24 protein-coding genes are annotated in these 23,778 nt (G+C 63.8%); 10 read left to right on the plus strand and 14 right to left on the minus strand.

The window, feature by feature from the left end:
- Positions 1-229: 229 nt before the first annotated feature.
- Both QM797_RS10600 and mqo read right to left on the minus strand, forming a co-directional pair.
- Positions 230-706, minus strand: coding sequence for a GNAT family N-acetyltransferase (locus QM797_RS10600; RefSeq protein ID WP_032377066.1), 477 nt, complete (start codon positions 704-706; stop codon positions 230-232).
- An 11-nt stretch (positions 707-717) separates the two neighbouring features.
- A complete protein-coding gene (gene mqo / locus QM797_RS10605) occupies positions 718-2,238 on the minus strand; it encodes a malate dehydrogenase (quinone) (RefSeq protein WP_283275515.1) in 1,521 nt (506 codons plus the stop codon).
- 175 nt (positions 2,239-2,413) lie between these two features.
- On the opposite strand from mqo, the gene QM797_RS10610 reads away from it, so the two are divergent.
- A complete protein-coding gene (locus QM797_RS10610; protein WP_283275516.1) occupies positions 2,414-3,454 on the plus strand; it encodes an alpha/beta hydrolase in 1,041 nt (346 codons plus the stop codon).
- Positions 3,451-4,836, plus strand: coding sequence for a mycothione reductase (gene mtr, locus QM797_RS10615; RefSeq protein WP_283275517.1), 1,386 nt, complete (start codon positions 3,451-3,453; stop codon positions 4,834-4,836). Before QM797_RS10610 ends, mtr begins: the two co-directional genes overlap by 4 nt.
- A gap of 10 nt (positions 4,837-4,846) precedes the next feature.
- Here mtr and QM797_RS10620 read toward each other — a convergent pair whose 3' ends face one another.
- Positions 4,847-5,413 carry an alpha/beta fold hydrolase gene (locus tag QM797_RS10620; protein ID WP_283275518.1) on the minus strand — a complete coding sequence of 189 codons (567 nt, stop codon included), beginning with the start codon at positions 5,411-5,413 and terminating at the stop codon, positions 4,847-4,849.
- 106 nt (positions 5,414-5,519) lie between these two features.
- Between QM797_RS10620 and QM797_RS10625 the strand changes: the two genes are divergently transcribed.
- Genes QM797_RS10625 through QM797_RS10635 form a run of 3 tightly spaced genes read left to right on the plus strand, consistent with a single transcriptional unit; the run spans position 5,520 to position 7,494 of the window.
- Complete coding sequence (locus QM797_RS10625; RefSeq protein ID WP_283275798.1) at positions 5,520-5,882, plus strand: GntR family transcriptional regulator; 363 nt, start codon at positions 5,520-5,522, stop codon at positions 5,880-5,882.
- Entirely contained in the window at positions 5,879-6,802 is a 924-nt protein-coding gene (locus tag QM797_RS10630; protein WP_283275519.1) for an ABC transporter ATP-binding protein, read from the plus strand. The genes QM797_RS10625 and QM797_RS10630 overlap by 4 nt, the downstream gene beginning before the upstream one ends.
- Entirely contained in the window at positions 6,799-7,494 is a 696-nt protein-coding gene (locus QM797_RS10635) for an ABC transporter permease (protein ID WP_283275520.1), read from the plus strand. The genes QM797_RS10630 and QM797_RS10635 overlap by 4 nt, the downstream gene beginning before the upstream one ends.
- Here the strand turns inward: QM797_RS10635 and QM797_RS10640 are convergent.
- Together QM797_RS10640 and map are read right to left on the minus strand one after the other, a co-directional pair.
- Positions 7,478-9,007, minus strand: a complete 1,530-nt coding sequence (locus QM797_RS10640; protein WP_283275799.1) for a cobyric acid synthase — start codon at positions 9,005-9,007, stop codon at positions 7,478-7,480. The genes QM797_RS10635 and QM797_RS10640 overlap by 17 nt on opposite strands.
- Positions 9,008-9,047: 40 nt before the next feature.
- Complete coding sequence (gene map / locus QM797_RS10645; RefSeq protein ID WP_283275521.1) at positions 9,048-9,923, minus strand: type I methionyl aminopeptidase; 876 nt, start codon at positions 9,921-9,923, stop codon at positions 9,048-9,050.
- Between the two features lie 138 nt (positions 9,924-10,061).
- Between map and QM797_RS10650 the strand changes: the two genes are divergently transcribed.
- Positions 10,062-10,949 carry a helix-turn-helix transcriptional regulator gene (locus QM797_RS10650; RefSeq protein ID WP_283275522.1) on the plus strand — a complete coding sequence of 296 codons (888 nt, stop codon included), beginning with the start codon at positions 10,062-10,064 and terminating at the stop codon, positions 10,947-10,949.
- Positions 10,950-10,970: 21 nt separating this feature from the next.
- On the opposite strand, the gene QM797_RS10655 is transcribed toward QM797_RS10650, so the two are convergent.
- The 5 genes from QM797_RS10655 to dxr form a co-directional block, all read right to left on the minus strand.
- Positions 10,971-12,761, minus strand: a complete 1,791-nt coding sequence (locus QM797_RS10655; RefSeq protein ID WP_502942323.1) for a penicillin-binding transpeptidase domain-containing protein — start codon at positions 12,759-12,761, stop codon at positions 10,971-10,973.
- Positions 12,762-12,847: 86 nt separating this feature from the next.
- Positions 12,848-13,684: a GNAT family N-acetyltransferase gene (locus QM797_RS10660; protein WP_032403196.1), complete on the minus strand. Its 837-nt coding sequence runs from the start codon at positions 13,682-13,684 to the stop codon at positions 12,848-12,850.
- 120 nt (positions 13,685-13,804) lie between these two features.
- Positions 13,805-14,944 (minus strand): flavodoxin-dependent (E)-4-hydroxy-3-methylbut-2-enyl-diphosphate synthase, encoded by a 1,140-nt coding sequence (gene ispG / locus QM797_RS10665; RefSeq protein ID WP_371833860.1) that lies wholly within the window; start codon positions 14,942-14,944, stop codon positions 13,805-13,807.
- Positions 14,945-15,005: 61 nt separating this feature from the next.
- On the minus strand, positions 15,006-16,217 hold the full coding sequence (locus QM797_RS10670) for a M50 family metallopeptidase (RefSeq protein WP_283275525.1): 1,212 nt from the start codon (positions 16,215-16,217) through the stop codon (positions 15,006-15,008).
- 5 nt (positions 16,218-16,222) lie between these two features.
- Positions 16,223-17,413, minus strand: a complete 1,191-nt coding sequence (dxr, locus tag QM797_RS10675; RefSeq protein ID WP_283275527.1) for a 1-deoxy-D-xylulose-5-phosphate reductoisomerase — start codon at positions 17,411-17,413, stop codon at positions 16,223-16,225.
- 69 nt (positions 17,414-17,482) lie between these two features.
- On the opposite strand from dxr, the gene QM797_RS10680 reads away from it, so the two are divergent.
- Complete coding sequence (locus QM797_RS10680) at positions 17,483-18,004, plus strand: DUF1990 domain-containing protein (protein ID WP_283275529.1); 522 nt, start codon at positions 17,483-17,485, stop codon at positions 18,002-18,004.
- Between the two features lies 1 nt (position 18,005).
- Here the strand turns inward: QM797_RS10680 and puuE are convergent, their stop codons facing one another.
- A complete protein-coding gene (gene puuE, locus QM797_RS10685) occupies positions 18,006-18,905 on the minus strand; it encodes an allantoinase PuuE (RefSeq protein ID WP_283275800.1) in 900 nt (299 codons plus the stop codon).
- A gap of 213 nt (positions 18,906-19,118) precedes the next feature.
- On the opposite strand from puuE, the gene QM797_RS10690 reads away from it, so the two are divergent.
- Positions 19,119-19,388, plus strand: coding sequence for a DUF2631 domain-containing protein (locus QM797_RS10690; protein WP_283275530.1), 270 nt, complete (start codon positions 19,119-19,121; stop codon positions 19,386-19,388).
- A gap of 7 nt (positions 19,389-19,395) precedes the next feature.
- Here the strand turns inward: QM797_RS10690 and rlmN are convergent, their stop codons facing one another.
- Entirely contained in the window at positions 19,396-20,547 is a 1,152-nt protein-coding gene (gene rlmN / locus QM797_RS10695) for a dual-specificity RNA methyltransferase RlmN (protein WP_283275532.1), read from the minus strand.
- A gap of 159 nt (positions 20,548-20,706) precedes the next feature.
- Between rlmN and QM797_RS10700 the strand changes: the two genes are divergently transcribed.
- A complete protein-coding gene (locus tag QM797_RS10700; RefSeq protein ID WP_283275533.1) occupies positions 20,707-21,126 on the plus strand; it encodes a LapA family protein in 420 nt (139 codons plus the stop codon).
- Between the two features lie 102 nt (positions 21,127-21,228).
- Positions 21,229-22,068 (plus strand): HpcH/HpaI aldolase/citrate lyase family protein, encoded by an 840-nt coding sequence (locus tag QM797_RS10705; protein ID WP_502942324.1) that lies wholly within the window; start codon positions 21,229-21,231, stop codon positions 22,066-22,068.
- 30 nt (positions 22,069-22,098) lie between these two features.
- On the opposite strand, the gene QM797_RS10710 is transcribed toward QM797_RS10705, so the two are convergent.
- Positions 22,099-22,818, minus strand: coding sequence for a class I SAM-dependent methyltransferase (locus QM797_RS10710; protein WP_283275536.1), 720 nt, complete (start codon positions 22,816-22,818; stop codon positions 22,099-22,101).
- A gap of 17 nt (positions 22,819-22,835) precedes the next feature.
- Positions 22,836-23,750, minus strand: coding sequence for a phosphatidate cytidylyltransferase (locus QM797_RS10715; protein WP_032377052.1), 915 nt, complete (start codon positions 23,748-23,750; stop codon positions 22,836-22,838).
- Between the last annotated feature and the right edge of the window lie 28 nt (positions 23,751-23,778).

A 23,778-nucleotide genomic window follows, 5' to 3' on the forward strand; every position in this document is an offset into this window, starting at 1 on the left:
CGGAGTTCCGCGCCGGGCGTTCGGTAGAAAAACGCGAAGCCGGGCGGCGATCTGGCTGACAGGAGAATCTGCTTAAGCGAAGAAACTCCTGAACACAGTGGCGGGACCGCGCCTGATTCGTACAGGACTTCTCCGCAACCGACTTCGAACGGAACACTACCGCCGAACGAACGAATGCCACACACGGTAGGGCCGTGTGTGGCATTCGTTCATCGAGTACTGCAGGAGGTCAGGCCTCGCTCCACGCGGTGCCGCCGCCCCGACGCATCGGGGTGTGCGGAATACCGTCCTCGAGAACTTCCTCACCGTCGGGCAGGAAGCCGTGCTTGGCATACATGTCGACGAGGTAGCTCTGAGCATTGATGCGGCACGGCGCGGAGCCGACCTCGGCGAGCGCTGCCCGCAGGATACGCGTGGTGTGGCCCTGCCCTCGGGCCGAGCGCTGGGTGCACAGGCGGCCGATGCGGAACGCCTTCTCCCCGTCGTCGTGCTCCTCGAGCAGACGGAGAGTGCACACCACCTCGCCGTCTCGTTCGAGCCAGAAGTGTCGTGTCTCGGTCAGCAGGTCACGACCGTCCAACTCCGGATAGGCACATGCCTGCTCGACCACGAACACCTCGACACGCAGCTTCAACAGGTCGTACAACGTGTTGTTGGACAGGTCTAGTGCCCATGATCGTTTGAGAGCTGCTGCTTGCGTATTCATACCTTTTGCTATCACACACCCGTGGGCTGTGCGAGCTCACGCGAGTTTTCGAGCTCCAGTGTCTTGGACGTCCAACTCCAGACCTCGTCGAACAACGAGCTGTTCTGGGCCAGCTTCACCCCGAGGGACGGGACCATTTCCTTGAGCTTGGGCTGCCACGCGTCGTACTTGTCGCCGAAGCACCGCTGGAGCACGTCCAGCATGGCCGGGACGGCGGTGGACGCACCGGGCGAGGCACCGAGCAGTCCGGCGATCGTGCCGTCGGCAGCGTTGACCACAGCGGTGCCGAACTCGAGCACGCCGCCGCGACCCTTCTTACGGATGACCTGCACTCGCTGACCTGCGGTGACGAGCTCCCAGTCCTTACCGATAACCGAGGGGGCGAACTCACGCAGAGTCTCCACCCGATCGGCCTGGGACTGCGCCAGCTCGCTGACGAGGTACTTGACGAGCCCGAGTTCGGTCACGCCGACGCCGAGCATCGACATCAGGTTGCCGGGCTTGACCGAGCCGGGCAGGTCGGTGATCTTGCCCTGCTTGAGGAACTTGGGGGACCAACCGGCGTACGGGCCGAACAGCAGACCCTGCTCACCGTTGATCACCCGGGTGTCGAGATGCGGCACGGACATGGGAGGAGCGCCCACCGAGGCCTTGCCGTACACCTTGGCCGAATGCTGCTCGATCAGTTCGGGGTTGGTGCACCGCAGCCACTCGCCGCTGACCGGGAATCCGCCGAATCCCTTGATCTCCGCGATACCGGACTTCTGCAGCAGGTGCAGTGCTCCGCCGCCTGCGCCGACGAACACGAACTTGGCGTTGACGGTCTTCTTCTCACCGGTTCGCTGATTGGCGACCTTGACGTCCCAGGTGCCGTCGGACTGCTTGGTGATGTTGCGCACATCATGGCCGAAGTGGACGGTTCCGCCCGCCGCCGACAGGTAGTTGAGGAGCTGCTTGGTGAGTGCGCCGAAGTCGACGTCAGTGCCCTCCTGGCTCCAGTTCAGCGCCACCGGATCGGAGAAGTCGCGGCCCTTCGCCATCAACGGCAGTCGCGCCGAGAACTCGTCCTTGGAATCGATGAATTCCATTCCGGCGAACAGCGGGTTGCCGACGAGCGCCTCGTACCGCGCACGCAAGTACTTCGCGTTCTCTGCCCCGTGCACGAAGCTCACGTGCGGAATGGGGTTGATGAAATTCTTGGCGTCGGAGAGCACGCCGGTCTCGATACCGTGGGCCCAGAACTGCCGCGACACCTGGAACTGCTCGTTGACGTTGAGCGCCTTGGAGATGTCGACACTGCCGTCCTTGTTCTGCGGCGTGTAGTTCAATTCGCACAGTGCCGAGTGGCCGGTACCAGCGTTGTTCCACGCGTCGCTGCTCTCGGCCGCCGCAGCATCGAGACGCTCGTAGACGTCGATCGACCAGTTCGGCTCGAGCTGACGGAGCAGCGCACCGAGGGTGGCGCTCATGATTCCGGCACCGACCAGAACGACGTCGGTCTTGATCCGCTTACCCTGCTCTTCTTTGGACACTGGAGAATCGACTTCCTTGTCTGTGGAGGTCTCGACCGGAGAACTCTGCTGTAGAGGGCTATTCACCCGATGCGGTCAGGTTACTAGCTGGGCCTACCCCATCGGACACCACGTCAACCCGCTCTCGATTGTGCTCCTCGGACGCCGCTCGCGGCGCCCACTACAGTTGTGATCTGTGACTACCTGGGTGCCCGACGTCCTCGGCGACGGCTACGAACAGACGACCATTCCACTCGGTGACGATCCGGACGGAGAGGGCCAGGTCGAGGCCACGCTGGTGCGGTATCAACCGTCCGGTGCCTCGAACTTCGAGCGCGCGGTGATCTACGTTCACGGTTTCACCGACTACTTCTTCCAGCGACACATCGCCGAGCACTTCGCGGCGAAGGGATACGCGTTCTACGCTCTGGACCTGCGCAAGTGCGGGCGTTCGCGCCGCGAGGGCCAGACTGCGCATTTCGTGACCGATCTGGCGATGTACGACGCCGAGTTGAACGAAGCACTGAGCCTGGTACGCACCGAGCGCGCGGACGCCTCGGTACTGCTGATGGCGCACTCCACGGGCGGCCTCGTTCTCCCGCTGTGGCTCAGCCGCCTCAACCGTCAGGAGGGCGGGTCGGCCGGGTTGGGCTTGGCGGGAGTCGTTCTCAACAGTCCGTGGTTCGACCTGCAGGGCCCACCCGCCATTCGCAGTGTCGGGACCGCAGCGATCGACGTGATCGGCCGATTCCGGTCCAAGACGCAGGTCCCCGGTAGTGGGCTCGACACATACGGTTTGTCGCTCGCTGCGTCGGAGAACGGCGAGTGGGACTACGACCTCGACTGGAAACCGCTCGCAGGCTTTCCCATCACATTCGGGTGGATTCGCGCCGTCCGCCACGGACACGCCGAGCTGCACCGGGGCCTCGACATCGGCGTTCCCTCGCTGATTCTTCGCTCGAAGGTGACGCACTTTTCCCGCCGTTACAGCTCGGCCGTCGACGCCGCGGATGCCGTTCTGGATGTTCGCCAGATCGCGCGCTGGGCCGGTTGCCTGGGGGACCGTACGACGATCGTGCCCATCGAGGGAGCCCGCCACGACGTGTTTCTGTCCACCGAGGGCCCACGGACACGGGCATTCGAGGAAATGGACGAATGGCTCGAGTGGTTGCACCGAGGAGAGAGCACCGACCATGCGTCGGGCAAGGACCACAGCGAGAGCGGGCACATTTCATGACCGAGCACTTCGACATCGCGATCATCGGCTCCGGATCGGGAAACTCGATCGCCGATTCACGCTTCGACAACAAGAAGATCGCTCTGCTCGAGGAGAATTCCACGTTCGGTGGCACGTGCCTCAACGTCGGATGTATCCCCACCAAGATGTTCGTCTATGCAGCCGAAGTCGCTCGGACGGTACGAGACTCGGCGAAGTACGGAGTCGACGCCCACGTCGACGCGGTGCGCTGGCGCGACATCGTCGACCGCGTCTTCGGACGGATCGACCCCATCTCCGAGGGCGGTAAGCGATACCGCGCCGCGGGCAGCCCCAACGTCACATTGTTCGAGGGCCACGCGACGTTCGTCGGCCCCCGCACGATCGATACCGGTACCGGCACGGTCATCACTGCCGACCAGATCGTCATTGCGGCCGGATCACGTCCGACAGTGCCCCAGGCCATTGCCGATTCCGGTGTCCCCTATCACACCAACAGTGACGTGATGCGGCTGCCGGAGCTTCCCGAGCATCTGGTGATTCTCGGATCCGGTTACATCGCAGCAGAATTCGCGCATGTGTTCTCAGCCCTCGGTTCCAAGGTTTCGATCGTCGCCAGGAAAGACGGGCTGCTGCGCGCGCTCGACGCCGATATCTCCAAGCGATTCACCGAACTCGCACGCGCCAAGTGGGACGTCCATCTCGACGCCGGTGAGACCCGCGCTGTGACCGAGGGCACGCTGCACGGCGTCGAACTGGCTGACGGCACCAAGGTCCTGGGCGACGCGTTTCTCGTCGCCGTGGGCCGGGAACCGAACGGAGACAGGCTCGATCTGGGCACGGCAGGCATCGAGCTCGATGACGAAGGCCGCATCGTGGTGGACGAATTCGGCCGCACCACGGCCGAGGGAGTGTTCGCGCTCGGCGACGTCTCGTCGCCGTACCAGCTCAAGCACGTGGCCAACCAGGAAGCTCGGGTCGTTCAGTACAACCTGCTGCAGGACGCGTGGAACGGCGACACCTCGGCACTCCGCGAGAACGACCATCGGTTCGTTCCTGCGGCGGTGTTCACCGATCCGCAGATCGCCGAGGTGGGCATGACCGAAGAACAGGCCCGCGACGCGGGGTTGGACATCACGGTCAAAGTGCAGAACTACGGCGACGTCGCCTACGGCTGGGCGATGGAGGACAGCGAAGGTCTGTGCAAGATCATCGCCGAGAAGGGCACCGGAAAGATCCTCGGAGCCCACATCATCGGCGCACAGGCCCCGACCCTGATCCAACCCCTCATCCAGGCCATGAGCTTCGGGTTGTCTGCCCAGGACATGGCTCGGGGCCAGTACTGGATTCACCCAGGACTGCCCGAGGTTGTCGAGAACGCTCTGTTGGGGCTCGAACTGTAGTTTCGACCGTCTACCAGGGACTGGTACGGAGCACGATCTCTGTGGCCAGCGCCGCCGACGCGTCGGCGGGGATGTTGTCGACCCCGTCGAGCTGGACAACCCGAAAATCCGAGTAGACGAACCGGCCGCTGGCATCCGCGGCTGCCCGGCCGAGTGAATTGCCGACGACCAGCGTCGTCGGCAATTCGACGGGCGGGCAGTCGGCGGCCCGCACCGTGCCTTGCTCGTCGGCGACCGCCGGGTGGCAGCGGTTCACAGCGATCAGGCTGGCGAACCGTCCGAAGGTTTTCGCTGCCAGCATCCATGCAGGTTCTGCACCCGCGCCGCTGCCGACGAGGTGTACCCACGACAGCTTCAGCTCGTCGAGAACAGCCAGGATGGCCTCGTCGCTCACACCGTCGATGCTTTCCAGCGCAACGGTTTTCAGGTCCGAATTGTGCAGCCGCTCACTGACGGCGTCGTACACATCCACCGAATCGCCTGCATCGGGAAGCAACAGAACGGCGTGCCGACTGTCGGGGCCCGCAACTCGCACCGAACATTGCCCGCCCGCAGCACTCACATGCGTGAACTCCATGACGACGACGGTACTGCCTCTTGCGCAAGTACCGCATCGGTCCTATGGTTAGTTACATGAGTAATGAACCAGTGAGGCAAGCAACCTCCGTGGACAGTCGGCGGTTCTGATGGACGAGGGCAGGCCGATCTTCTTGCAGATCGCCGAGCTCGTCGAGAACTCCATCATCGACGGCTCGTTGGCCGAGGAGGAGCAGGTCCCTTCGACGAACGAGCTCGCCGCGTTCCATCGAATCAATCCGGCAACCGCGGGCAAAGGGCTCGCCAAACTCGTCGCCGATGGCGTCGTCTACAAGAAGCGAGGAATCGGCATGTTCGTCACCTCAGGGGCTCGGGACGCTCTCCGATTCCGCCGCCGCGACCTCTTCGCCCGTCAGTACATCGATCCGTTGGTCACCGAGGCACGCAAGCTCGGCATGACCGTCGACGAACTCAAGACCATGCTCGACAACTGGGAGGCAGCACGATGAGCGTCCACACTCTCGGCTCGATCGGCGAACCCGGCACCATCGCCGCGTCGGCCACTCACCTGACCAAGAAGTTCGGCACGTTCACCGCTGTCGACGATGTCAGTTTCGAGATCGAGCAGAACAAGATCTACGGCTTTCTGGGCCGAAACGGCGCAGGCAAGACCACCGTCATGCAGATGATGACCGCGCAGATGCGTCAGAGCGCCGGCGAGGTTTCGGTGTTCGATCAGCACCCGTGGGAGAACGCACAAGCACTGAGCAACGTGTGCTTCGTCAAGGAGAGCCAGAAGTATCCCGACGACCTGAAGATCAAGCACGCCATCTCGCATGCAGCACACATTCTCCCCCAGTGGGACAACGACTTCGCCGTCGAACTACTTCGAGATTTCGATCTCCCCACCGGACGCAAGATCAAGAAACTGTCCCGAGGAATGACGTCGGCGCTCGGCATCGTCATCGGACTCGCATCGCGCGCGCCGCTGACATTCTTCGACGAGCCCTATCTCGGCCTCGATGCGGTCTCGCGACACCTGTTCTACGACAGATTGCTGGCCGACTACGCCGAGCACCCCAGGACCGTCGTTCTGTCCACTCACCTCATCGACGAGGTCAGCGATCTGATCGAACACGTGATCCTCATCGACAAGGGAAAGATTCTGCTCGACGCCGACTCGGACGATCTACGCGAGAGCGCCTTCGAGATCACCGGACCGACCCGCGCCGTCGACTCGTTCGCCTCGGGCCATCGAACCCTGCATCGCACAGCACTCGGCGCGAGCGCTCGGGCCACGATCGACGGCCGACTGACCGACCGGCAGAAATCCGACGGAGCAGCAGCCGGTCTTACCATCGAAGCGGTTCCGTTGCAGCAGTTGATCATCGAACGCACCACCGTCGAAGCGCAGGAGAAAGTGTCATGAAACGAATATTGAATGTCGCTCGAATCCACAACACTTCCTGGGCAACGACATTCGCGTGGCCGCTGGGCATTCTCACCATCGTTTTCGTCATCACCTACGGCCTTTTCTCCGTCATTCCGGACACGGATGCAGAGTCGAACTTCACCGGCGGAGTTTTCGCGGTGTACGGCTTCGCGCTCGCGTTCTACCTCACCGCCATCACCCAGGTCTTTCCCTACGCGCTGGGCTTGAGCATCACACGGCGTGAATTCCTCACGGCAACAGCACTGGTTGGCGTCACACAATCCGTCGCGATCGGCACGATCGTCTACGTGATGTCGGTCATCGAGGCCGCCACTGGTGGATTCGGCGAGAAGATCCGAATGTTTGGAATCGCTCGATTTGCCACTGACAATCCTGTACTCCAGTGGGCAGCCCTCGTGACCGGAATGCTGGTGATGGGCGGCATCGGCGCATTCATCGGCGTCGTCTATCGGCGGTACCGTGTCAACGGACTGTTCACCCTCGGACTCGGAGTACTCGTACTCTTCGGCGGCGGCTCGATTCTCGTGACCTGGCAGCGATGGTGGCCGAACATCGGCAGCTTCTTCACCGACACCCCACGGATTCTTCTGCTGGTGGTCGTTCCGTTGATCATCACCGCCGTGCTGTCCGTGGCCAGCTGGTTGGGTCTGCTCAAAGCAACTGCGTGAGAATCGTTTCGATGTCGGGATCGACGCCGTGCTCGATGAGATCGAGTACGGCGTCGACGTCGAGGTTGTCTTCCACCAGATCGGCCAGCAGGTCCAACTGCTGCTCCCGCAGTGCCGCAACCGACGTAGCGGGGGCCACCACGAAGCCTGCACGGCCCGATTTCGCCGCCACCCAGGCAAGGAACGACCGTCTGAAATCGTCGGACTCGAGAAGGCCGTGCCAGTGAGTTCCGACGACGCTGCCACGCACACTGCCCTCGCGAACGCCCGACGCCGCAGTCAACAATGCATCGTCCCCGCTACGAACAACCCGTCCGTGATGAATCTCGTACCCGGACAAGGAATGTGCGCCGAACCGCTCTGCCCGACCCGACACCTGCGCGAGTACTTTATCGGCTGCGAACTCGATATCGAGATCGAGCATACCGAGCCCCTCGACCACACCGACACCCGACTCCACCGCGTCCGAGATGGTTCGGCCGAGCATCTGGTAGCCGCCGCAGATACCCAGAACCGGCCGACCCGCGGCGGCGCGCTCGGAAATGGCACGAGCAAGACCGTTGCGCCGCAACCACTCCAGATCCGACACCGTGGACTTGCTGCCGGGGACGACCACCAAGTCCGCGTCGTCGAGCCGAGAGGGCTCGGTGACCCAGTGCACCGACACTCCCGGCTCGCACGCCAGCGCCTCGACATCGGTCGTGTTGGAGATTCTCGGCAAACGCACCGCCGCAACACGTAGCCACTGGGATCCGACGGGAGGACGTGGCCTGCCCACCGGAGCATCGGCAACTGTTCCGAGGGAATCCTCCGCGTCCATCCACAATCCGTCCGCGAACGGAACGACTCCGTACGTCGGCCGGCCGGTCAGGGCGCGCAACTGGTCGAGACCAGGTACCAACAGCGCCGGATCGCCTCGAAACTTGTTGATCACGAACCCGGCGACGAGCGCCTGATCTTCCGGAGACAACACGGCAACGGTGCCGAACAGGTGGGCGAGCACTCCCCCGCGGTCGATGTCGCCCACCACGATCACCGGCAGAGCAGCCGCAGTCGCCAGTCCCATATTGGCCAAATCTGTCGCGCGCAGATTGATCTCGGCGGGCGAACCCGCTCCCTCGCAGATCACCACGTCGAATTCCGCACGCAGAGAGGCCAACTCGTCGGCCACGACCGCCCGCAGAGCTGTCCGATGCTCGATGTAGTTGCTCGCACTCACCTGCGCCACCGCGCGCCCGCGCACCACCAACTGCGAGGTCCGGTCACTTCCGGGTTTGAGCAGCACCGGATTGAAGCGGACACTCGGCTCGAGGCCGCAGGCCGCCGCCTGCATCGCCTGCGCCCTCCCGATCTCACCGCCGTCGAGCGTGACCACAGAATTGTTGGACATGTTCTGCGCCTTGAACGGAGCCACCCGAACGCCCCGTCTCGCCAACATGCGACACAGACCGGCAACCAACACACTCTTACCCGCATCCGACGTCGTCCCCGCAACCAGCAGGGCACCTTTCAGACTCACGGCATTGTTTTTCTATTCACTCCGCAGGCTCCGCTCACGGCAGGGTCAGAATCTCGCTGCCCGTCTCGGTCACCACAAGGGTGTGCTCGAACTGCGCGGTCCACTTCTTGTCGTGCGTGACCACCGTCCAGCCGTCGTCCCACATCTCGGCGTTGATCGTGCCCAGGTTGATCATCGGCTCGATCGTGAAGGTCATTCCCGGCTCGATGACGGTGTCCACAGACGGCTGGTCGTAGTGCAGAACGACGAGACCGTTGTGGAAGGTGGTACCGATGCCGTGTCCGGTGAAATCCTCGACCACTCCGTACCCGAACCGATGCGCATACGACTCGATGACCCGGCCCACAACGTTGAGGGCGCGACCCGGCTTGACGGCCTTGATGGCCCTCATAGTGGCCTCGTCCGTGCGCTCGACGAGCAGGCGGGCTTCCTCGGAGACGTTGCCGGCCAGGAAGGTTGCGTTGGTATCGCCGTGAACACCGTCGATGAATGCGGTGACGTCGATGTTGACGATGTCGCCGTCCTGAATCACCGTCGAATCGGGAATGCCGTGACAGATGACCTCGTTGAGCGAGGTGCAGCAGGACTTGGGAAAACCCTTGTACCCCAAGGTGGACGGGTACGCGCCGTGATCGATCATGTACTCGTGAGCGATCCGGTCGAGCTCGTCGGTCGTTACTCCCGGTGCCACCGCCCTGCCCGCTTCCTGGAGAGCCCTGGCTGCGATCGTGGACGCCACCCGCATCTTCTCGATGACCTCGGGAGTCTGCACCCACGGTTCGCTGCCTTCGGCGACGGTCGACTTCCACGCGTACTCGGGCCGCTCGATCGAGGTGGGCACCGCAAGGACGGGCGATACGACGCCTGGTACGAGTGGCTGACGGGGCTTGCTCTCGGCGGTCACAGACATGGGTCCCAGAGTAGTCGGCCTCGTACCGGCACTCCGCTCAGCGCACGGATGCCCGGGCAATCGAATCATCGTTCCGACAGGCGGATATGATCTGGGTCACGTTCGCCGCTGATTGCCGACTCGAGGAAGGGAAGCACCGTGGTCCACTCGAATCTGCTCCGCCCTCGTGACGGCGACGCCCTGCGGGCAGAACTACGCCAGGTGGCGGCAACATCGGATGTGCCCGTCGTGTTCGGCGGCGAAGTCTCTTCGGAGACTCTGTATCTGAGCGAGTTCCAGGGCACCCGCACCCGCGGCCTCGACGGACTCGCCATCCCACCTCGGTCTGGTCTCGGTGGACGCGTCATGGAGCAACGCAGACCGGCAGCCGTGAGCGATTACGGATCGTCCATGTCGATCACCCATCACTTCGATCGACCGGTGCTGGGAGAAGGCCTCAAGTCGATCCTCGCGATGCCCGTGGTGGTGGCGGGAGTCGCTCGCATAGTGATGTATGCCGCGGTACGCGAGCGCGGTCCGCTGGGCGATCGCGTCGGCGACATCATGACGGCAGCCGCGCGACGCCTCGGGCAGGAGATCGCCGTTCGCGACGAGGTCGACCGCAGGGTTCGTCTACTGGCGACCACCCGTTCGATTCTCGATTCGGATCTCTCGCGGGCGGCCGAACTGCGCAGCGTTCACGAGGAGCTGGCCGATCTCGCTCGCTCCGTGGGTGATGAGAAGATCCGGCGCAGACTCGATCTGGTCACTGCCCGCATCGCAGCGACCCTCGGCCAGGGAGCGTCGTCCGCCGAGGTGCACCTGGACGGCACCGTACCGCAGTCGACACTGCTGTTGACGCCGCGTGAAATCGACGTCATCTCGCAGGTTGCGTTGGGCTGCACCAACATCGAGGTTGCGCAGCGCCTGTCGATCGGTGCCGAAACGGTCAAGTCGTACATGCGAAGCGTGATGCGAAAAACCGAGTCGCACACCCGATACGAAGCCGTGGTGGCGTGCCGTCGGCTGGGCATCGTGACGGCCTGATCCGCCGCACCCGCTCGTCGCTCAGTACCCCGGCGGCAGCTGCTCGAACATCTCCCGGGTCACCGCGACAGCGTTGTCCGAGCTGCCCCCGCGCACCACGAGCGTGGCAAACGCAATGTCGCCTCGATAGCCGACGAACCACGAGTGCGAGCCGCCGTCGACCTCGGCCTCACCGGTCTTTCCATAGACCTCACCCTGATCTGCGATGCGCTCGGCCGTACCGCTGGTGACCACCGATCGCATCATTCCACGTAGCCCGTCGACCATCGCCGGTTCGATCGGCGGGTGATCGCCGGTGATCACCGTGTCGCGTCCCACCAACAGGTTCGGCACCGGAGTCGAACCGTGGGCCACCGTCGCCGCAGCCAAGGCCATGCCGAAGGTAGAGACGACCACCTTGCCCTGACCGAAGCCGTCCTCGGTGCGTTGGACGAGCTCGTCCGCCGGGGGCACCGAACCCGAGTCGGTCGGCAGCCCGACGACGTCGTAATCCGGGCCGACGCCGAACTGAGATGCCGCGACGGTCAACGCGTTGGGCGACATCTCACTCGCCAGCTTCGCGAACGAGGTATTGCACGATCGAGTGAACGCGGTACTCATCGTCACGTCGCCGAGCGCGAACTCGTTGTAGTTGGGCACACTGCGCTCACCGATCTCGATGCGACCCGGACACGGAACGGTACTGCCCGGGGTCGCCAGTCCGCTCGAAATGGCCGCGCCGGCGGTGATGATCTTGAACGTCGATCCGGGCGGGTAGAGACCGGCGGACGCCACCGGTCCGTCCCGATCGGCGGCCGGGTTCTGCGCCACCGCGAGGATCGCACCCGTCGACGGTTGGATGACCACCGTCATCGCCTGTTCGGTACGCGCGTTCACCGCTCGCTGCGCCGCGACCTGAATATTGCGATCGAGACTGATCGAGAACGACGGAGCAGGCTGCGGCGGAGTGTCGGTCAGGACATCGACGTCGACGCCGTTGCGGTTGCTGGTCACCACACTCCAGCCCGCCTGACCGTCGACCTCGTCGATGACGGCCTTCTTGACCTGACCGACCAGATCCGGCGCGAATGTGGGATCGGTCGACACCAGATCCGACTCGTCGGACGCCGTGACACCGGGAATCTCGGTGAGCGCTGCCGAGATGGGCTGAAAGTCGCTCTCACGCAGCAGCGCCACCGGATATTCGCCGTCGACCGAGGTGGCCGACTCGACGATGGACTGGGCCGTGATCGACGCGTCGAACGGGGTCAACAAAGTCGACAACGCAGTCGCTGATGCCACCACATTGTTCGCATTCGCTGCGTCGAACTTGATTCGATGCACGACACCGGGCACCAACACGTCGGTCCCGGAACGCTCGTTGACGCGGGCCCTCGGGGCTGCCGTCGAGCGCAGCGACATGGTTTGGGTGTCGCCGAGCTTGGGATGGATGTCCGACGCCGTCCAGCGCACCACCCAGTCGCCCTCGCTGCGCCCCATGTTCAGCTGACCGTCGTAGGTCCACACCCGATCCTTCGGCAGCTGCCATGTGTACGTGTACCCGACCGTGGCGGTGTCTCCGTCGACCTTCACCGACGTCGTCTGGGCGTCCAGGGACTGGGCCTGCAGATTGGTCCACGCCTCGGTCAGTGCGGTGGTGGCGGCATCGGGCTTGTCGGTGTCCGCAGCGGCGGCTGCGATGTCATTGGACTCGAAGGCGGCAAGAAAAGCCTGGGCCGCGGGCTCCGGGCCGTCGGGCTTGGGGGTACACCCGGTGAGCAAGGCAGCAACCACGGCTCCGATCGCAAGCACCACGCCGACTCGATACCGCATCTCGGTTGCACAACGTGATCTCATTGCGCCCCATCGTAATAGGGCGCACCGCTTACCGTTGGCAGCGAAACGCGGTTCGCGACAAGCTAATCGAGCAATACCGTGGTGAAGGTTGCCACCTGAGTCAGGCCGATTTTCGCGTACGCCCGCCGGGCGACGTAGTTGAAGCTGTTGACGTACAGGCTGGCGGTGCGGCCCTGACGAACTACCGAGTCGACCACTGCCGCGGTACCGGACGCGCCGAGACCGTGTCCACGCCGGTCGGGGTGAACCCACACTCCCTGAATCTGGCCCACCGTCGCCGACTGCGATCCGATTTCGGCCTTGAACACCACTCGGCCGTCTTCGAATCGAGCCCAGGCCCGCTGCGCCGCAATGAGACTCGAGATCCGGCGTCTGTATCCACGGCCGCCGTCGTTCTGCCGGGGGTCGACTCCGACTTCCTCGATGAACATGGCCACGGCCGCAGTGAGATACACGTCCAGCTCGTCGGGTCGAACGAGACGGACCTGAGGATCAGGTGGCAAAGACGAACGCACCGACGTGGCCAGTAGTGGTTGCTCACCGCGGACCTCCCGGGCTGGGCCCCAGTCGGTCTCGAGCATCTCCCACAGTGGAAGTGTCAGTTCGGCCCGACCGACCAGCGAGGAACACAATCGGGGGCCGCGGCACGCGCGGTCTGCGAACGACCGGAGGTCGTCGCCCGATCCGAGCAGTGGGACGAGGTTCGCTCCGTAGAAGCACAAAGATTCGTCCGGGCCGCCCCTGCTCCACATCTCACCGTGAAACGACCTCGGATCCAGTCCGGATTCTTGTACCCTGGCCGCGACCATGCAGGTCGCGACCGGGTCGGCGTCGAGCACCCGCAGCACGTGTGCGGTGTCTCGATTACCGAGAGGCTTCGCACCGAGGAGCTTGAGCACCTACCGACCTCCTGACCCACCTACCGCGTACACATCGACCGAGCGTGCACCGAATCATTCCAGAGAACGTGTTCCCCCGGTGGCAGTGCGACAAACCGGATGATGACCGGTTCATCCTGCTCAGCTGACGGTCACCACCGGAGCGCCGCCGTCTGCAGACTCGTCCTTCTCGAATTCCTCGGCGATGCGCATTGCTTCCTCGATCAAGGTCTCCACTATCTGCGCCTCGGGCACCGTCTTGATGACCTTGCCCTTGACGAAGATCTGACCCTTGCCGTTGCCCGACGCCACGCCCAGATCAGCGTCGCGCGCCTCGCCCGGCCCGTTGACGACGCAGCCCATGACGGCGACGCGGAGCGGAATTTCCATCCCCTCCAGGCCCGCGGTGACCTCGTCGGCGAGGGTGTACACGTCGACCTGTGCCCGCCCACACGACGGGCAGGAGACGATCTCGAGCTTGCGGGGGCGGAGATTGAAGGACTGCAGAATCTGGTTGCCCACCTTGATCTCCTCCGCAGGCGGTGCCGACAAGGAGACGCGAATGGTGTCGCCGATCCCCTTGGACAGCAACGCGCCGAAGGCGACTGCGGACTTGATGGTCCCCTGAAACGCGGGCCCGGCCTCGGTGACGCCGAGGTGCAGCGGGTAGTCGCACTGCGCAGCGAGTTGCTCGTACGCGGCGACCATGATCACAGGGTCGTTGTGCTTGACCGAGATCTTGATGTCGCCGAAACCGTGTTCCTCGAACAGGCCTGCCTCCCACAGCGCGGATTCGACGAGCGCCTCCGGCGTGGCCTTGCCGTACTTCTTCATCAGGCGGGGGTCGAGCGATCCGGCATTCACGCCGATGCGGATCGGTATGTTTGCGTCTCCGGCAGCCTTGGCGACTTCCTTGACGCGACCGTCGAATTCCTTGATGTTCCCAGGATTGACGCGCACCGCGGCGCAGCCCGCATCGATCGCGGCGAAGATGTACTTGGGCTGGAAATGGATGTCGGCGATCACCGGAATCTGGCTCTTCCTGGCAATGATCGACAATGCATCCGCATCATCCTGTGTGGGGCATGCCACACGCACGATGTCGCAGCCCGACGCCGTCAGCTCAGCGATCTGCTGCAGCGTCGCGTTGATGTCGTGAGTTTTGGTGGTTGTCATCGACTGCACCGAAATAGGGCTGTCACTACCCACTCCCACCGAACCGACCTGGAGCTGCCTGGTCTTTCGACGTGGCGCGAGTACGGGCACCGGCGGTGCGGGCATTCCCAATCCGACTGACACGGACACAGTGGCCTTCTTTCCTAGCTACGACTGTCGAGTCTACTTAGAACAATTGAATCGGGTTGACAATGTCCGCCGTGAGCGTCAACAAGGAGAACCCGATGAAAACGACGATGACCACGTAAGTGACGGGCATCAGTTTCATGTAGTCCACCGGCGCACCGTCGGGCAGGCCTCGACGGTTGCGGAAGATGTTGCGAATGCGCTCGTAGATGGTCACGGCGATGTGTCCACCGTCCAACGGCAACAGCGGCACGATATTGAACGCACCGAGGAAGAAGTTCAGGGACGCAAGCAATCCGACGAACAGTGACCAGTTGTCGTTCTCGGCAGCCTGGCCGCCGATGACGCTCGCACCCACGACGCTCATCGGAGTGTCGAGTCCACGTTCGCCGCCGAAGATCGACTCCCACAACGCCTGCACCTTGGTGGGAAGCTGCACGAGCGCTTTGCCGGTCTGGACGAAGATGTCGCCGGTGAAGACGAACGTCTCGGGTACCGCCTCGAGCGGGTTGTACCGAATATTCGGCGGCGGACCGCCGGTGACACCGATCGCGCCCACGGTCGTCGAATTCTTCGCTTTGGTCTCAGGATCGACAACGTAGCGCTGAACCTGGAGTATCGGCACGCTGAGAGTCTGTGACGCACCGTCGCGTTGGACCGTCAACTCGACCGACCCGGTCGAGTCGCGAACAGCGAGAACGACGTCGGCCCATTCCTCTTTGGGCTCACCGTTCACAGCGGTGATGATGTCGCCCGTGAGCAGTCCAGCAGCAGCTGCCGGACCGTCTCCCGAGCAATCCGAGAGTTCACCGTCCTGCGTCTGTGTCGTGCTGACGCAGACGACGCCTTGAACCGTCGTCGTCGGAGTCACCCGGTCCGGTGTGCCCCAGCCCAGAACCAATGCGTATACCAGCACGATGCCGAGCACGAAGTTCATCGCGATGCCGCCGACCATGACGACGATGCGCTTCCACGTTTTCTGGCGGTACATCGCTCGCTCGACCTCGTCGGGTGCAAGCTCGTCGATCGCCGTCATTCCGGCGATGTCGCAGAATCCTCCGGCCGGGATCGCCTTGAGACCGTATTCGGTTTCACCGCGCCGGAAGGAGAAAATTTTGGGACCGAAACCGATGTAATACCGACGGACCTTCATGCCGAGCGCTTTCGCGGTCCACATGTGTCCTGCCTCGTGCAGCGCGATCGACACACCGATGCCGACGGCGAACAGCACGACGCCGAGTGCGAACACCATGTGAGTCAGAGGCCCTTCTGCTTCAGGAGCTCACGCGCATGTGCGCGAGCCCAGGAATCCGCCGCGAGAATATCGTCCACGGTAGTCGGCACCGCCGACCAGTCCGCATTACCGTCGTCGACTACCGCACGCACCGTCTGCACGATCTGCGGGAATTCGATGTGTCCGGCCAAGAATGCCTCGGCCGCGATCTCGTTGGACGCGTTGTACACCGCAGTCATGCAACCGCCCAGAATGCCCGCCTCGCGTGCGAGCTGTACGGCGGGAAACACTCGATCGTCCAGCGGCTCGAAGTCCCAGGAGAACGCCGATGTGAAGTCGAGTGCGCGCGCTACATCGGGCACACGATCGGGCCACCCGAGCGCCAGACCGATAGGCAACTTCATATCCGGCGGGCTGGCCTGGGCGATGGTGGAGCCATCGACGAACGTGACCATGGAATGCACGATGGATTGCCGGTGAACGGTCACGTCGATCTTGTCGTAGGGCACTCCGAAGAGCAGATGCGCCTCGATCAACTCGAGCCCCTTGTTCACCAGGGTGGCCGAGTTCAAGGTATTCATCGGGCCCATCGACCAGGTGGGATGCGCCGCGGCCTGCTTCGGGGTGACCGACTTCAGTTCGGTCTCGGTCCACCCTCGGAACGGTCCACCCGACGCAGTCAGGATCAACCGATCCACCTCGCCGCGGGTGCCGCTTCGTAGGCACTGTGCCAGCGCCGAGTGCTCCGAGTCCACCGGCACGATTTGCCCGGGGGCGGCAGCGGCCAGTACGAGCTCGCCGCCTGCCACCAGCGATTCCTTGTTGGCCAATGCAAGCCGGGCACCGGTTTTCAGCGCCGCGAGCGTCGGTTCGAGACCGAGCGAACCCACCAGCGCGTTGAGCACGACGTCCGCCGGAGTCGTCTCGACGAGCTCGGTGGCTGCCCGTGGCCCACTGAGTGTTCCGGGAAAATCGAGCGCGGCTGCGGCGTCCCGGTCGGCGACGGCGACACGTTGGACACCGGTGTCGGCGATCTGACGACGAAGCAGATCGATGTTTCCACCGCCCGCTGCGAGACCGACGACGACGAAGCGATCCGGGTCGGCTGCAATGACGTCGAGCGCTTGGGTTCCGATCGAACCGGTACTCCCCAACAAGAGCACGCGGATCGGCTCGGGGCGATCCGAGGTGATCGTTCCACTATGGTCTGGCACCGGTCCATTGTTGCCTACCGAGCCTGAGAAACCCCTATGCGCTCCGCCGATGCTGGCAGGGTGGAAGGCATGGACGTCTCGAAGTACAGCGCAGCATCGTTCAACTACACCGATGTGGGGGCGACGAAAGGACCCTTCCCGGCGGGCTACCACCACGTCGAGAGGTCGCAGGTCATCGGGTCCGGGCTCGAGGACTTCGTTGCCGCAGCGGATGCCCTGATGCGGTGGGACATGCACCGGGGTGCAGGCCTGAAGATCCATTCGAGCGGGGATTCCGCCGTTCCCGACGCGGTGGTCGTTTTCACCCTCGGGCCCGTCCGAATCCCGTGCCGGGTCGTCTACGTCATCGACGAAGCCAACCGACAGGGCTTCGCCTACGGCACACTCGATGGCCATCCCGAGTCCGGGGAAGAGTTGTTCCACGTCGACTACTCCCCCGCGGATGGAACCGTCAGCGCGCACATCACCGCGTTTTCGAGACCCGGCCGCTGGTACACCAGGCTCGGCGGCCCGGTGGGAAGGCGTGTCCAGGCACTGTTCACCGACCGGTATCTCGCTGCGCTGGCAAAGGCCTGCCGGCCGCCGCGCTGAGTCAGGCGGAGGGCGGGTGTACGGCGCGCCAGTGCTCGGCGATGTCGATTCGCTTGGCGACCCATACTTTCTCGTGCGATTGCACGTGATCGAGAAAGCGTTCGAGGGCCGCGATGCGAGCAGGCCTGCCGACCAGTCGACAGTGCAATCCGACCGAAAGCATCTTGGGGCTGCCGTGCTCGCCTTCGGCGTAGAGCACGTCGAACGCGTCCCGTAGATGTGCGAAGAACTCGTCTCCGGTCGAAAAGCCACCCGGCGAGGCGAATCGCATATCGTTGGTATCGAGGGCGTACGGCACCACCAGGTGATGGACCGTCCCACTACCCGTGGACACCTTCTCCCAGTAGGGCAGGTCATCGGCGTAGGAATCGGAGTCGTAGACGAATCCACCGTGTTCGACGACGAGTGATCGGGTGTTCGGTGAATCGCGGCCGGTGTACCACCCCAACGGGGCCGAGCCGGTCAGCTCCGTCAGGATCGCCACCGCCTCGGCCATGTGCTCACGCTCGACGTTCTCGTCGATCTGTTGGTAGGAAAGCCATCGCAGCCCGTGGCACGCGATCTCGTGGCCCAGCTCTGCCAGTGCGGCAACGACCTCCGGATTCCGCTGCATGGCTTTCGCGACGGCGAACACCGTCAGCGGTAGATCTCGTTTCTCGAATGCCCGCAGTACTCGCCACACACCAGCCCTGGATCCGTACTCGTACAGGGACTCCATACTCATGTGGCGGTTCGGAAAAGCTTGTGCACCAATCATTTCCGACAGGAACGTCTCGGACTTGGTGTCGCCGTCGAGCACATTGTTCTCCGCGCCCTCCTCGTAGTTGAGGACGAACTGGACGGCGATGTTCGCCTCTCCCGGCCATTGGGCGTCCGGTGGTGTTCGGCCGTACCCGACCATGTCACGGGGGTAGCTCAGCGGGAACTGGGTCAGCGGGTGAGGAAGGCGCTCGGACGTCACCGAGGCAGTCTCTCACCGAAGTCGATACTCCTGCCGGGTGAGCACAACCCTGATGGCTACGACGGGCGGTCGTATGCCAATATTGTCCCAACGCGGCAGCCTCGACGCCTCGTGCGCACGTCAACGTGAATCATCACCCGAGAGGACCGACCGGTGGCAAACAACGAACTGGAAACCGCTTCGTACGACCAGGTCGTCGATACCCGTCACGAGGTTCCGGACGTGCCGTCCGCCGAGTGGGGGTGGAGTGGCGAATCGAACCGCGCGATGCGCGTGGCCGCCATTGTCGTCGCCGCGTTCCTGCTCTTCATGATCATCGGCAACCACACCGGCAAGGTCGAGGATCTGTGGCTGATCGGTTTTGCCGTCACACTGGTCGGGCTGGTCGTGCGTGACGTGATCGTTCGCCGCAAGCCCCGCTAGCGGCCGGTCAGTTCTCGGCTGCGAGCTGACCGCACGCCGCGGCGATCTCCTGGCCACGGGTGTCGCGCACCGTGCACGAGACGCCCTGCGCAATCACTCGTCTGACGAATTCTCGCTCCACCGGCTTCGGGCTGGCATCCCACTCGCTGCCCGGAGTCGGATTGAGTGGGATCAGATTCACGTGGACTCGTGATCCGAGCGCCTTGTGCAACTTCTTGCCCAACATGTCTGCTCGCCACGGCTGATCGTTGACGTCCCTGATCATCGCGTACTCGATCGAGACGCGTCGACCGGTCTGATCGGCGTAGTACCGAGCCGCGGAGAGAACCTCCGCCACCGACCACCGGTTGTTGACCGGAACCAACGTGTCGCGGAGCTCATCGTCTGGCGTGTGCAACGACACTGCCAACGTGACGGACAATCCCTCGTCGGCCAACTTGCGAATGGCCGGAGCCAGACCGACCGTCGACACGGTGACCGAACGTTGTGAGAGTCCCAGACCGTCGGGTGCGGGTGAGACGATCTTGCGCACCGCCGCGACGACGCGTTTGTAATTGGCCAGTGGCTCGCCCATCCCCATGAACACCACGTTCGACAAGCGGCCTTCCCCGCCGTGGACCACCCCGTCACGCAGATCGGCGGCAGCCGAACGGACCTGGTCGACGATCTCGGCCGTCGACAGGTTCCTCGTCAGACCGGCCTGGCCGGTCGCACAGAAGGGACAGGCCATTCCGCACCCGGCCTGACTGGAGATACACAGAGTCGCCCGATCCGGGTACCGCATCAGAACGCTCTCGAGCAAAGTCCCGTCGTTCGCCTTCCACAGGGTCTTTCGAGTGTCACCGTCGTCACATGCCAGGTGCTTGATCGGCGTCAACAACGTGGGGAAGAGATCGGCACCGACCTTCTCGCGCGCCTCGGCCGGAAGGTCGGTCATCTTGGTGGTGTCCGCTTCGAGTCGCGCGTAGTAGTGGCGCGCCAGCTGATCCGCCCGGAACGCAGGCAGGCCCAGCGCCTTCACCGCCTCACGGAGACCCTCTTTGTCCAGGTCGGCGAGGTGACGCGACGGCATACCGCGACGCGGTGCAGTGAAAACCAAGGGGAGATTGGGCCGCTTCTGCTCGGTCGACGTGTTCGTTGCCTCGGCGGAGTCACTCATACTCCACCCCCCATCTTTCGCTGACGCTGCATGCTTCCATTGTCCACCTGATTGCCTCGCAGTCCTATTCGCGCCTGTTTCCGACCGGCACCCGGCGGGTATCGGCGTCGTGGTCGGATGCGCGTGCATTCGACCTCCACGTGCGGAAGGATCATCGACATGGCCACCAGAGCTGAAGACAGTCACGAGACATCGCTCGACAAGTCGAGCGCGGGGCTGCCCGGCGCCCACAGTGCCTCGGGCGACCTCGCCCCGATCACCACTCCGGATTCGGACGGTCATTCGGCGCCCGATCCGGACTTCGTTCCCGAGCGTCAGGCCGCCGGTTCGACGGATATCGCCCACACTCGTACCGCTGCCCTATGGACCGGCCTCGTGGTGGGAGCCGTGGTTCTCGTCATTCTCCTCGTGTTCATCGTGCAGAACCTCGACTCGGTCACCGTGCAGATCTTCGCTTGGCAGCTCGATCTGCCGCTCGGTATCAGCATGTTGCTGGCCGCGATCGCGGGTGCCCTGGTGATGGCCATGGTGGGAGGGGCTCGAATCCTTCAGGTGCGGCGCTCCGCGAAAAAGAAGTAACGCGGCTCGTGAACACTATGTACAGAAGCTGGCGCTGACTCACTGAATCGATCAGGCTGTGGGTGCCCCACTTCACTCGAGGAGCATGACGTGACAACTTTCATGGAGACACCAGTGGCATCCGGCGTTGCCCCCGACCGCGCGCGCTCCTGGCTGCTGGTGCCCGCAACCAAGCCCGACACCTTCAGCGATGCCGTGGCGTCGGGAGTCGATGCCGTCATCCTCGACATCGAGGACGCCGTTGCCCCGGCCAAGAAGCCCGCTGCACGCGAGGCTGTCGTTCGGTGGCTGGGCCAGGGCAATTCCGCATGGGTGCGCATCAACGATGCCACGACCCCGTACTGGGCCGATGACCTCGCTGCGTTGTCCGGCCTCCCCGGTCTGGTCGGCGTCATGCTCGCCAAGACCGAAAGCGGTGGGCAGGTCGAGGCGACCGCGGCCCGCCTGACACCCGGTACGCCGATTCTGGCGTTGGTGGAGTCGGCCATGGGTCTCGAAGCCGCGACTGAAATCGCCCGCGCAGATTCGACTTTCCGTCTCGCTTTCGGCAGCGGCGACTTTCGACGCGACACCGGTATGAGCGACGATCCACTGGCCATGGCCTACCCACGCTCGCGTCTGGTCGTCTCCTCCCGCGTAGCACGACTACCCGGACCCATCGACGGTCCGACGTTGACCGCGAACGACAGCATCCTCGGACGCGATGCAGCCGTGACGCTGTCGATGGGCATGGCAGGCAAACTCTGCATGCACACCGATCAGGTGGCCATCGTCAACCGCGAATTGGCGCCCTCACCCACGGACGTGTCCTGGGCCCGCGATGTAATCGATGCTCTCGGTGCCGACGGTGCCCACGTCAAAGACGGTAGCGACTTGCCTCGGCTGGCGAAGGCGCTCAAGATCAGCGAACTCGCCCAGGTTTTCGGAATCTCCTCGTCCTGATCACTCGGCGCTGAGGTGCGCCGGCCCACCTCAGCGCAACTCGACTCCCCTCGGTTTGTACCGAACGTGGATGCGATAACGCACATCCAGGGTTCGTCCGTCTACCTCCCGTGCCGCGACACGCGCCACTCGCGGTGAGAACTCGATTCCCAACACCTCGCGCAAGATCCGACGGTCGGGAAACGTCCATCTGGTGCCGACGCGGAGCAACTCGAACCCCTGCGCTTCGAAGAATGCCTCGACGGCCGCCGGATCGTACTGCGGAAGATCCGCACGCATCCAGTCACCGTACGGAGACGCCGTCGCGTCGAGGTCGACGACGACCAGCGCGCCGCCGGGCCGGAGGACTCGCATCGCCTCGCGGATACCCGGACCGCAGCCGGGGCCGAAAAAGTACGCCGTGCGGGCATGAACGAGATCGACACTCCCGTCGGCGACGGGTAGCGACTCTGCTCGAGCGGCCTTCACCTCCACGTTCGAGAGGCCGGCAACCCGCGATCTCGCCGCGGCCGCAAGCGGTTCGTGCGGCTCGACGCCCAGCACACTTTCGGCATTGGCGGCAAAGATCGGAAGGTGAAATCCGCTTCCGCAGCCGACATCGACGACTGTCTTGGAAGCCCAGTCCGCGACCGACCTGATTGCCTCGAACACGGCACCGTCGACATCTTGAGCGCGGTTCTCTGCCTCGTACAGATGTGGCCAGTGCCAGATGTTGGGACTGGGGATCACCCCGCCGCGATAACTGCGCATCGTCCGACGGAGTCGTTTCAGAGCAACACGGTGAAGACGAGCCACGCAACGAACGCCGAGGGCAGCAGCGAGTCGAGTCTGTCCATGATGCCGCCGTGCCCGGGGAGCAACGAGCCCATGTCCTTGATTCGCAGGTCACGCTTGACCTGCGATTCTATGAGGTCGCCCAGGGTGCCCGTGACGACCAGCACGACCCCCAGCAACACACCGATCATCGAGTTCGCCTCGAGGATCAGGGTCACCGTCAGCAGGCAACCGATGACACAGAAGATGAGCGACCCGACGAGCCCCTCCCAGGACTTCTTCGGGCTGATCGCCGGTGCCATCGGGTGTTTCCCGAACAACACGCCGGCGATGTAACCGCCGACATCCGAACACACGACGCCGATGACGAACACCAGGATGCGGCCGGCACCGTTGTCCTGCAGAACCATCAGAACGGCGAACGAGGCCAGGAGCGGCAGCCAACACGCCACCAGAACGGTGACGGAGAGCTCTTCGAGATAGTTCTTGGGTGCAGTACCGAAGCCTTGCCGGAGCAACAGCCACACCATGCACACCACCACGGTGCCCACAGCGGCACTGAGTACTCCCACGGCACCGAATGGCCAGCCCAGCCAGATCATGGCCTGACCGCCGAGAATCAGCGGGATGCGAGGAACCAGCACACCGCCCTCACGGAGCCGCTTGGACACCTCGTATGTCGCAACGGCCAACGCAACCGCGACGACACCGATCCACACCAGCGGGACGAATACGAGCACGAGAATCAACCCGATACCCAAACTGCCGCCGACGCCGATCGCGGCAGGCAGATTACGGCCGGCTTTCCCGGCGGACTTCGCGGCAGCGACCCCGGACGAGGCAGCGGGCGTACCGCTGCCCTCCTGCCGATCCGGTCCCACCACTGTCGTCAACTCCTCGCGATTCATCGTCTGCCGTCGTGAAAGCCACTCCTCT

The organism is Rhodococcus sp. IEGM 1381 (assembly GCF_030056795.1).
Taxonomy (GTDB): Bacteria; Actinomycetota; Actinomycetes; order Mycobacteriales; family Mycobacteriaceae; genus Rhodococcoides.